Source organism: uncultured Roseobacter sp., assembly GCF_947495025.1.
In the GTDB taxonomy this organism is placed as follows: domain Bacteria; phylum Pseudomonadota; class Alphaproteobacteria; order Rhodobacterales; family Rhodobacteraceae; genus Roseobacter.
The window spans coordinates 387,557-398,435 of record NZ_CANLXG010000001.1 but is presented as its reverse complement, the minus strand read 5'-3'; the positions used below and the strand labels follow the sequence as shown (position 1 = coordinate 398,435).

General features: G+C 59.7%; 7 protein-coding genes. 6 read left to right on the top strand and 1 reads right to left on the bottom strand.

Going from position 1 to position 10,879, the window contains the following annotated elements; genetic code table 11:
* Window positions 1-81: 81 nt before the first annotated feature.
* Window positions 82-1,065, bottom strand: coding sequence for an agmatinase (gene speB / locus Q0792_RS01945; RefSeq protein WP_298835923.1), 984 nt, complete (start codon window positions 1,063-1,065; stop codon window positions 82-84).
* A gap of 160 nt (window positions 1,066-1,225) precedes the next feature.
* Between speB and guaB the strand changes: the two genes are divergently transcribed.
* From guaB to Q0792_RS01915, 6 genes are all read left to right on the top strand, one after another.
* A complete protein-coding gene (gene guaB, locus Q0792_RS01940; RefSeq protein ID WP_298835922.1) occupies window positions 1,226-2,674 on the top strand; it encodes an IMP dehydrogenase in 1,449 nt (482 codons plus the stop codon).
* A gap of 22 nt (window positions 2,675-2,696) precedes the next feature.
* Window positions 2,697-3,854: an RsmB/NOP family class I SAM-dependent RNA methyltransferase gene (locus tag Q0792_RS01935; protein WP_298835921.1), complete on the top strand. Its 1,158-nt coding sequence runs from the start codon at window positions 2,697-2,699 to the stop codon at window positions 3,852-3,854.
* A 204-nt stretch (window positions 3,855-4,058) separates the two neighbouring features.
* On the top strand, window positions 4,059-6,266 hold the full coding sequence (locus Q0792_RS01930) for a PAS domain-containing hybrid sensor histidine kinase/response regulator (RefSeq protein ID WP_298838558.1): 2,208 nt from the start codon (window positions 4,059-4,061) through the stop codon (window positions 6,264-6,266).
* A 407-nt stretch (window positions 6,267-6,673) separates the two neighbouring features.
* Window positions 6,674-7,753 carry a recombinase RecA gene (gene recA / locus Q0792_RS01925; protein ID WP_298835920.1) on the top strand — a complete coding sequence of 360 codons (1,080 nt, stop codon included), beginning with the start codon at window positions 6,674-6,676 and terminating at the stop codon, window positions 7,751-7,753.
* A 141-nt stretch (window positions 7,754-7,894) separates the two neighbouring features.
* Window positions 7,895-10,558, top strand: a complete 2,664-nt coding sequence (alaS, locus tag Q0792_RS01920; protein WP_298835919.1) for an alanine--tRNA ligase — start codon at window positions 7,895-7,897, stop codon at window positions 10,556-10,558.
* Between the two features lie 2 nt (window positions 10,559-10,560).
* Complete coding sequence (locus Q0792_RS01915; protein WP_298835918.1) at window positions 10,561-10,848, top strand: DUF1330 domain-containing protein; 288 nt, start codon at window positions 10,561-10,563, stop codon at window positions 10,846-10,848.
* Window positions 10,849-10,879 lie beyond the last annotated feature (31 nt).

Genomic DNA, 10,879 nt, shown 5'->3' with positions numbered 1-10,879 from the left:
AGTGCTGATCTGCGTCACATAATGCACCCTGGGCGGCATTGCCCGCCAGAAATTGTCATGAAGGTTATGAGCCGCGGTTGATCACGCCGTTGCAGGGGTCTGCGCACGGGCGTGGAATACAAACCCAAGCAGGTTCAGCAACAGCTGTGCCGCAAGCACAGACGTGGAACCTGTCGGGTCGTAATCCGGGGCAACCTCAACCAGATCAATACCCGCGACGCGGTGGTTCTGCGCCACACCCTGCAGTATTTCCAGTACCTCGTAATACAGGAACCCGCCATGGCTGGGCGTGCCGGTGCCCGGGGCGATAGAGGGACAGAAGGCGTCGATATCTATTGTGATATAGATATCCGCGTCTGCGGGCAGGTGTTCCAGAACACCACGCGTGCCCATGACGCGCGCCTGACGAACAGATATTATGGTGGACCCCATCGCACGGGCGTCAGCATATCCTTCCTGTGCGGTCGAGCTGACATTGCGGATCCCCACCTGGGTCAGCCCGGTGACATATTCCTGTTCGGCTGCACGGCGCATGGGGTTGCCATGTCCGTGGCGGACACCGTGGCGCTCATCAACGAAATCGAGGTGGGCGTCGATCTGCAGAATATGCAGTGGGCGACCGGTGTATTCCGGGCCGGAAAAGGCACGGATGCAGGGGATGTTGACCGAATGATCCCCGCCAATCACAACCGGCAGCGCGCCGGCGGCAAGGGCGGCACGCACGCCCGTTTCGATATTCGCGTGGCTCTTTTCGGTGTCGGTATGCACGATGTCTGCGTCGCCCATATCCACGATACGCACGTCGCCCGGCAGATAGGTGGCGTCGTCCTCGTGGTCGTATGCCCCGGCGTGACCAAAGCTGAAAAGCGTCGAGGCTTCGCGCACGCCGCGTGGTCCGAACCGCGCGCCGGACCGCCACTGGGTCCCCGCATCAAAGGGCGCGCCCAGAATGGCGACATCAGCGCTGAGAGCATCCCAGTCCGGCTCATAGGGACGCTTGCCAAAGGTTGAAATGCCCACGAATGGCAGATCCAGTCTGCCGCTCTCGTACCCGTGTCCTGCCATGCAATTTGTTTCCTTTGGTGAACCTTTGAGCCAGTTTCCTCCTGGATGGGGCTCTTGGCAATGGGTGAGGGGCCATATTTGGTGGTTTTTGCCCTTTCATTTTCCCGAGCCCCGTGAAATAGGAAACTGCCAAATGAACACTCCAGCTGCGAGGTAGACAATGGAGATTCGCGAGGCACTCACCTTTGATGATGTACTGCTTGTTCCGGGCGCGTCCTCGGTCCTGCCGTCAACGGCGGACACGCGCACCCGGGTGACGCGGTCCATTTCAATGAACATTCCGCTGCTCAGCTCGGCAATGGATACTGTCACCGAAGGTCGTATGGCGATTGCCATGGCTCAGGCCGGCGGGATCGGTGTTGTTCACCGCAACCTGAGTATCGGGGAACAGGCCCGCGAAATCCGCCGTGTAAAGCGGTTTGAAAGCGGCATCGTTTACAATCCGATCACTCTGCGCGCCGACCAGACCCTTGCAGATGCCAAAGCACTGCAGGAACGCTACCGCGTCACAGGTTTTCCGGTCGTGGACGAACAGGGCCGCGTGCTGGGCATCGTCACAAACCGGGATATGCGTTTTGCAAGTGATGACGCGACGCCCGTGTCCGTCATGATGACAAACGACAATCTGGCCATTCTGCATGAACCTGCAGACCGGGAAGAAGCCATCAGCCTGATGAAAGCGCGGCGTATCGAAAAGCTGCTGGTCACAGACAAAGACGGCAAGCTGACCGGTCTGCTGACGCTGAAGGACACCGAACAGGCCGTTCTCAACCCCACAGCCTGTAAGGATGATCTGGGGCGTCTGCGCGTGGCTGCAGCGACGACTGTGGGCGATGCCGGCTTTGAGCGTTCCGAGGCGCTTGTGGATGCCGGTGCCGACATGATTGTTATCGATACGGCTCACGGTCACTCCGAAGGGGTCGCGGCAGCTGTGCGCCGGGCAAAGGCGCTGAGCAATGAAGTGCAGATTGTCGCGGGAAACGTTGCGACAGCAGAGGCGACACGGGCGCTGATTGATGCGGGGGCCGATGCGGTCAAAGTGGGGATCGGACCCGGCTCTATCTGCACGACACGCATGGTGGCTGGTGTCGGCGTTCCGCAGCTGACTGCCATTATGGATTGCGCGCGCGCGGCGGGCGACATTCCCGTGATCGCCGATGGCGGTATCAAGTTTTCCGGCGATTTCGCCAAGGCGATTGCAGCAGGCGCATCCTGCGCGATGGTGGGCAGCATGATCGCCGGCACCGATGAAAGCCCGGGCGAGGTTATTCTCTACCAGGGTCGCTCGTTCAAGAGCTATCGTGGCATGGGCAGTCTGGGCGCCATGGCCAGCGGGTCAGCGGACAGGTATTTCCAGAAAGACGCCGCCAGTGACAAACTTGTGCCCGAAGGTATCGAAGGACAGGTGGCCTACAAAGGGTCAGCGGGCGCCGTGCTGCACCAGCTTGTAGGCGGGCTGCGCGCCGCGATGGGATACACCGGTTGTGCGACCGTCGACGAAATGCGCAAAAACTGCAACTTCGTAAAGATCACCGGCGCGGGTCTCAAGGAAAGCCATGTGCATGATGTACAGATCACGCGCGAGAGCCCGAACTACCGGATCGGATGATGGCTGAGAAAGCGCGCAGAGCATGACACCGGGTGCGCGCGTCGCCGCTGCGATCTCCGTTCTGGATGCCATTTCGGACGGGCAGGCGGCGGAACAGGCACTGACACGGTGGGCGCGTGCCAGCCGTTTTGCCGGGTCCGGCGACCGGGCTGCTGTGCGCGACCATGTTTTCGATGTTCTGCGCCGCCGTCGCAGTGTCGCGGCACGGGGAGGCGGTGCGACCGGACGCGCCCTGATGCTGGGGCTGCTGCGCGAGCAGGGTGTGGATCCGGAAACTCTGTTTACAGGCGAGGGGCATGCGCCCGCCCCTCTGACGGCGAGTGAGCAGAACGCCGGGACAGAACCGGGTTCCGAAGCGGAGCGCTGGAACCTGCCGGACTGGCTCGCAATCTGTTTCCGGAACAGCCTGGGCACACAGGCAGAAACCACGGCCAGGGCCCTTCAGGACCGCGCGCCGGTCACCCTGCGGGTGAATACGAAACTGACAGACGCGGCAGAGGCGGCGGTAAAGCTTGACGCCGATGGCGTCGGAACCAGACCGCTGAACGGATTTCCGGGGGCATTGCTGGTGACCGAAGGAGCACGGCGGCTGCGCGGTTCGCAGGCCTATACCGGTGGGCTGGTCGAGCTGCAGGATGCGGCGTCACAGGCCGTTGTTTCCGGACTGCCTCCGGCTGCGCGATGCCTCGATTATTGCGCCGGCGGGGGTGGCAAGTCACTTGCGCTGGCTGCTGATCCGGACAGAACTGTTACTGCTCATGATATCAGCCCCGGGCGCATGCGCGACCTGCCGGCGCGCGCAGAACGCGCGCAGGTCAGGATTAAAACGGCGACACAGCGGGAGCTTGTATCACAGCCTCCCTTTGATCTGGTACTGTGCGATGCGCCCTGTTCCGGCAGCGGGTCGTGGCGCCGCGCGCCAGAGGCCAAGTGGAGCCTTACACCGGAACGGTTGCAGGAACTGCAGGACACACAGGCACAGATACTGGCACAGGCCGCGGCGCTGACCAGTCCGGGCGGCTGGCTGATCTACGTTACCTGCTCTGTGCTTCCCTCTGAGAATGAGGACAGTGTCGGGCGTTTTCTCGCAGCGCACCCGGAGTGGCGCTGTAATGCAACACAGCGGTTTGATGTCACCGCGGAAAACGACGGTTTCTTCAGCGCACACTTGACGCGTTAATCATATTATACATACTCAACCTGCGCGGGTGTAACCCGAAATCGTGGTTAAGCGATGATTAAGACATCCTGCGCTTAATACGGATGTGATTCCATCCGCAGGAGCCCCGAATTGTCGCGCAGCGCACTATCCCCTTCACGACTGACCCGTTTTTCCCTGCATGCGCAACGACGGCTTGGCACCCTGGTTCTGATTGCGCTGCTGATGGGCGTTCTCGGGCTCGCTGCACCGGATCTGCTCGCACGACAGGCGCTCTATGCCGCGGCGACGACCCTTGTGGTAATGAGCATTGTGCTGGTGCTCATTGCTCTGCGTCACAGGCGGCGCAATGCTGATGCGTTGCGCGTTCTGCAGGATTTCACTCTGCGCGATGGCAGCCCGACACTTGTTACAGATTCCGAGGGCGATGTGCTGTTTTCAAACCACGCGGCCCGGCGGCGCTTTGAAAAGGATCTTGACCAGACGCTGACCGGCACGCTGCAGACTTCGCTGGCCAATCCGGCCGGGATCGTATTCCGGCTGAAAACCCGCGCGGATCTGGAAGGATCTGCCAGCGAGGCGATGGTCACACGGCGGGGGCACGTCCGGCTGACCGTGCATCAGGCAGGTACGGATATCTACATCTGGCGGCTCGAGGATGTGCCGGCCGGGTCTTCTGCACACGAAGGCCCGGCGCTGCCGATGCTTCTCGTCGGGCGGACCAACGCAGTTCTTTATATGAATGAACAGGCCCGGACGCTTGCCGGCGGACGGGTCAAGACGCTGGATCGCCTGTTCACCAGCCTGCCGGTTGTTCCCGGGTCTGTATGTGAAATCAGTACAGAAGACGGCCCCTCGCGCGTTCTTGTCGCCGAAGCGGATGCCGGGGCAGGGCGACGGGCGCTGTACCTGTTGCCCCCCGGTACCGAGACAATCGCCCGGGACGGCTGGGCAGTATTCCAGGATCTGCCGGTGCCGCTGCTGAAAGTGAGCCCCGAAGGTGACATCGAAGCCTATAACCGCATGGCGGCGTCGCTGATCGGCACGGCGCTGGAAGAACAGGTGAGCCTGAGCGACGTGATGGAGGGGCTTGGCCGTTCGATCACCGACTGGCTGCGCGAAACACTGGCGGGGCGTGCGGCGCAACAGTCTGAATTCCTGAGGCTGAAACGCACCGACAAAGAGGTATTTGTGCAGGTCACACTCAACCGTGTGACAGAAGACAGCAAACCGGCTCTTATCGCGGTTCTGAACGATGCGACCGAACTGAAGTCGCTCGAAGCACAGTTCGTACAGAGCCAGAAAATGCAGGCGATCGGGCAACTGGCCGGCGGTGTTGCGCATGATTTCAACAACCTGCTTACCGCCATTTCCGGCCATTGCGATCTGCTTTTGCTGCGGCACGACCAGGGTGATCCGGATTTCAGCGACCTGGTGCAGATCAATCAGAATGCCAATCGGGCTGCGGCTCTTGTCGGTCAGCTTCTGGCCTTCTCGCGCAAACAGACCCTGCGGCCTGAAACCCTGGACATGCGCGATACGCTGTCCGACCTGACCCATCTGCTGAACCGGCTTGTCGGCGAGAAAGTCACACTGACCCTCAGCCACGATCCCGTGCTGCATCCGATCCGTGCCGACAAACGACAGCTGGAACAGGTGCTGATGAACCTGGTGGTGAATGCACGCGATGCAATGCCCCAGGGAGGCGAGATCCGGGTTGTGACCGAGTGTACCGATCTCAAGGAACCTCTCGAACGGGACCGTGTCAGTGTGCCTCCGGGCGAATACGTTACGGTGAAGGTGTCGGACGATGGTGTCGGCATTCCGCCGGACAAGCTGCAGAAAGTATTCGAGCCCTTTTTCACCACCAAGAAAACCGGCGAAGGCACGGGACTGGGCCTTTCGACGGCTTACGGTATTATAAAACAGACCGGCGGGTATATTTTTGTCGACAGCACAGTGGGCAACGGTACCTGCTTTACCCTCTATTTTCCTGTTCTGGAGGAAAGCGAAATCCGCGCGCAGCCGGCGCCGCGCGAGGTGGTTCACAAACCGGCCGGAAAGCACGGGGATGGCGTGATCCTGCTGGTCGAGGACGAGGCACCGGTACGTGCGTTCGCAAGTCGCGCTCTGCGTCTGAGAGGGTATACAGTGCTTGAGGCGGATTCAGCGGAATCCGCCCTGAAAACACTGGAAGACCAGAGCCTCAATATTGATGTGTTTGTCACCGACGTGGTCATGCCAGGAATGGACGGACCCAGCTGGGTGCGCGAGGCGCTGAAAGACCGACCCGGCGTAAGAGTGGTCTTTGTCTCCGGATATGCTGAGGACAGTTTCGGTGAGGCACAGATGAAAATACCGAATTCCGTCTTTCTGCCCAAACCGTTCTCTCTCAGCGATCTGACCGATACGGTCCACCGTCAGCTGCACTGAGTGTTGCGAATCCGGTCTGTTGGCGCCCACCCGGGCGGACCCGTTCCCGCCTGCTGCAATCTATCGTTGCTCATGAAAATCCACCATCTGCAAGAATCGCACCGGCACAGAACACCTGCGATTTCCCGCATAACCAGAACCCGTAATTCAAGGCCCGGACACTTGCTCCCGCACCGGCCTGCCAGAGCGCTGAAACCAATAACAAATATTAAAATCCGCACGCCACCGGACGGTTTCCCGGCCTCTTCAACCTTCCTTTAACCAATTTGGAAAAGAATGATTTTCAGAAATTTTGATTGAAATGTTCTCCTTTTGATCTCATAAGGAACAGAGGCAGAACATTAACCTTTCAGGCACTGACAGCGATTGCCGCTTCACAGTATCTGTGACACTAAGAGGAAACGAAAATGGCAACAGCAGATCTTTTGAGCATGAACAGTAAAAAGTCAGCCGACAAACAGAAGGCGCTGGATTCAGCCCTGGCCCAGATCGAACGTCAGTTCGGTAAGGGATCAATCATGAAACTGGGCACCGAAGGCGCTGTTCAGGACATCACGGCAAGCTCGACCGGATCGCTGGGACTGGACATTGCTCTTGGTATCGGTGGTCTGCCGATGGGGCGGATCGTTGAAATCTACGGCCCCGAAAGCTCCGGTAAAACAACACTGACACTGCACTGCGTGGCAGAGCAGCAAAAGGCCGGCGGCGTCTGCGCCTTTGTCGATGCGGAACACGCGCTTGATCCTACCTATGCGAAAAAACTGGGTGTCGATCTTGACGAGTTGCTGATCAGCCAGCCTGACACCGGTGAACAGGCGCTTGAGATTACAGACACACTGGTGCGTTCGGGTGCTGTCAACATGGTCATCGTGGATTCCGTTGCGGCCCTGACACCCAAATCCGAGCTTGAAGGCGATATGGGTGACAGCTCGGTCGGCGTGCAGGCCCGCCTGATGAGCCAGGCGATGCGTAAACTGACAGGCTCGATCAGCCGTTCGAACTGCATGGTCATCTTCATCAACCAGATCAGGATGAAGATCGGCGTTATGTTCGGCTCGCCCGAAACAACGACCGGCGGTAACGCGCTTAAATTCTATTCATCCGTCCGCCTCGATATCCGACGCATTGGCGCACTCAAGGACCGCGATGAGGTCGTTGGCAACCACACCCGCGTCAAGGTCGTGAAAAACAAGGTAGCGGCTCCCTTCAAGCAGGTGGAATTCGACATCATGTATGGCGAGGGTATCTCCAAAATGGGCGAGCTGCTTGATCTGGGTGTCGCCGCCGGTGTCGTGGACAAGTCCGGGTCCTGGTTCAGCTATGGCGACGAGCGGATCGGACAGGGGCGCGAAAACGCCAAGTCATTCCTGCGGGAAAACACTCAGATGGCGCTCGAGATCGAGGATAAAATCCGCGCGGCACACGGGCTGGATTTTGACATGCCCGAATCCGAGCGCAAGGAAGACGACGACATCCTCGAGGCATAACACCTCATTGCAGACGTGATCAGGCGGGGCGCAGTGCAGACTGTGCCCCGTTTTTTGTTTCCGGAGGCCCCGCTCTGTGGACAGCCGCCCGGTAGAGGGTTATCTGGTCGGCAACGCATTTACGTACAAAGGCCGCAGCCCATGCAGACGCTTAATGATATCCGGTCCACCTTTTTGTCGTATTTCGGCAAGCAGGGGCATGAGGTCGTGCCGTCAAGCCCGCTGGTACCGCGGAACGATCCGACGCTGATGTTTACCAACTCGGGCATGGTGCAGTTCAAGAATATGTTCACCGGCGTCGAGACGCGGGACTATTCCCGCGCCACGACCAGCCAGAAATGTGTGCGCGCGGGTGGCAAACACAACGACCTCGACAATGTGGGTATGACGGCCCGCCATCTGACTTTTTTCGAGATGCTGGGCAATTTCAGCTTTGGCGATTACTTCAAGGAAGCGGCCATTCCCTTTGCCTGGGAGGTTCTGACCAGAGAGCTGGATATTCCGAAGGAAAAGCTGCTTGTCACGGTCTATCACACTGATGATGAGGCCGCGGATCTGTGGAAAAAGGTGGCCGGTCTGAGCGATGACCGGATCATCCGCATCGCCACAGACGACAACTTCTGGCGTATGGGGCCGACCGGCCCCTGTGGTCCGTGCACTGAGATATTCTACGACCATGGTGATCACATCTGGGGTGGCCCTCCTGGATCACCTGAAGAAGATGGTGACCGGTTTATCGAGATCTGGAACAACGTCTTCATGCAGGACGAGCAGTTTGCGGATGGTTCCACAACACCGCTGCCGATGCAGTCGATCGATACCGGTATGGGGCTGGAAAGGATTTCCTCGCTGCTGCAGGGCACAAACAATGTGTTTGAGACCGATCTGATGAAGGCGCTGGTAGAGGCCTCTGCGCATGCCAGTTCGACGGATACCAGCGAAGAGATTATCACGCACCACCGCGTGATTGCAGATCACCTGCGGTCGACATCATTCCTGATCGCCGAAGGTGTACTGCCTTCGAACGAGGGCCGTGGCTACGTGCTGCGCCGGATCATGAGACGTGCCATGCGCCATGCACACCTTCTGGGGGCAAAAGATCCGATGATGCACCAGCTTGTACCGGCTTTGGTACACCAGATGGGGGCGGCATATCCGGAGCTCAGCCATGCGCAGAGCATGATCGAGCAGACGTTGCTACAGGAGGAAACACGCTTCCGTCAGACCCTTGACCGGGGTCTGAAGCTGCTGGAGGAAGAGGTTTCAGCTCTGCCTGAGAATGCAGCGCTGCCGGGCGCTGCGGCCTTTAAGCTTTATGACACTTTTGGATTTCCGCTTGATCTGACACAGGACGCTCTGCGTGATCAGGGCCGGGCGGTAGACACAGACGGGTTTGACACCGCAATGGCCGAGCAAAAGGCCAAGGCGCGCGCGGCCTGGTCCGGTTCGGGCGAGGCTGCCGATGCGACCGTCTGGTTTGACGTGGCAGACAAGCATGGCACAACTGATTTTCTGGGCTATGACACAGAGTCCGCCGAAGGACAGATCACCGCGATCGTTTCCGGTGGTGCAGAAACCGACAGCGCCAGCCAGGGCGATACCGTGCAGATCGCGCTGAACCAGACACCGTTTTATGCCGAAAGTGGTGGCCAGGTCGGCGACAGCGGGATGCTGACAACGCCCGGCGGTTCGGTGGAAATCACCGATACGCGCAAAACCGCCGGCGTCTTTCTGCACACGGGCAGGGTGATCAAAGGGACCGTGCGGACGGGAGAAGCCGCCGTGCTGGAGGTCGATCATGCCCGCAGAACAGCCATCCGTGCCAATCACTCGGCCACGCACCTTCTGCACGAAGCCCTGCGCGGGGCGCTTGGCGATCACGTGGCGCAGCGGGGCTCACTCAACGCACCGGACCGGCTGCGGTTCGACTTCAGCCATACACAGGCTCTGACGCCTGAGGAACTGGCGCAGGTCGAGGCTGAGGTGAACGCCTATGTCCGGCAGAACGCAGCTGTCGAGACCCGAATTATGACGCCCGACGACGCCCGGGCTCTGGGCGCTCAGGCGCTTTTTGGCGAAAAATACGGCGACGAAGTCCGTGTTGTTTCCATGGGTCAGCAGACCGGGTCTGGTAAGGGCACCGATGGGAACACCTATTCGCTGGAGCTCTGCGGGGGTACGCATGTGCGCCAGACGGGCGACATAGGTGCATTTGTAACCCTTGGTGACAGCGCAAGCAGCGCAGGTGTCCGCCGGATCGAGGCCCTGACGGGTGCGGCCGCTATGGAATATCTGCGTGCTCAGGACCGTCGCCTTGCAGAAGTGGCACTGGAGCTCAAGGCGCAACCTGGTGACGTTGCAGAGCGTGTCCGGGGTCTGGTCGAAGAGCGTCGCGCGCTCAGCAATGAAGTTGCTCAGCTGCGTCGCGAGCTTGCTATGGCAGGCGGTGGTGGGGCCAGCACACCCGAAGCGCGTGACATAGGAGGCACGCCTCTGATGGCGCAGGTGCTGTCTGGCGTAACGGGTCGGGATCTTCCGGCGCTTGTCGATCAGTTCAAGGAAAAACTTGGCAGCGGCGCGGTCCTGCTGATTGCGGATGCAGATGGTAAGGCTGCGGTGGCTGCCGGTGTTACCGCTGATCTGACCGGCTCTCTGTCTGCTGTCGACATCGTCCGGACCGCGGTTGCGGAACTCGGCGGAAAAGGCGGTGGTGGACGGCCGGATATGGCACAGGGCGGCGCACGAGATGTTGCGAACGCTGACGCTGCAATTGCCGCGGTGGAAACTCTGATCGGAGGAAAATAACGATGGGCGCACTCTGGATTGCACATGTCACCGTCACGGATGATGAGGCCTATGCCAAATACGCAGCACTCGCGACCGAGGCCATCGCAGCCCACGGCGGCCATTTCATTGCGCGCGGGGGCCGGTTTGTCCAGCTTGAGGGGCAGGCGCGTCCGCGCAATGTGGTCGCGCGGTTTCCCGATGTCGAAACAGCGGAAAAATGCTATAATTCAGATGTTTATCAGCGAGCATTGAATCATGCACGCGACGCATCCGAACGCGAGCTGATGATCATCGAGACCAGCGAATAACACGCTCTTTTCTTCTGATCGCAAAAAACCC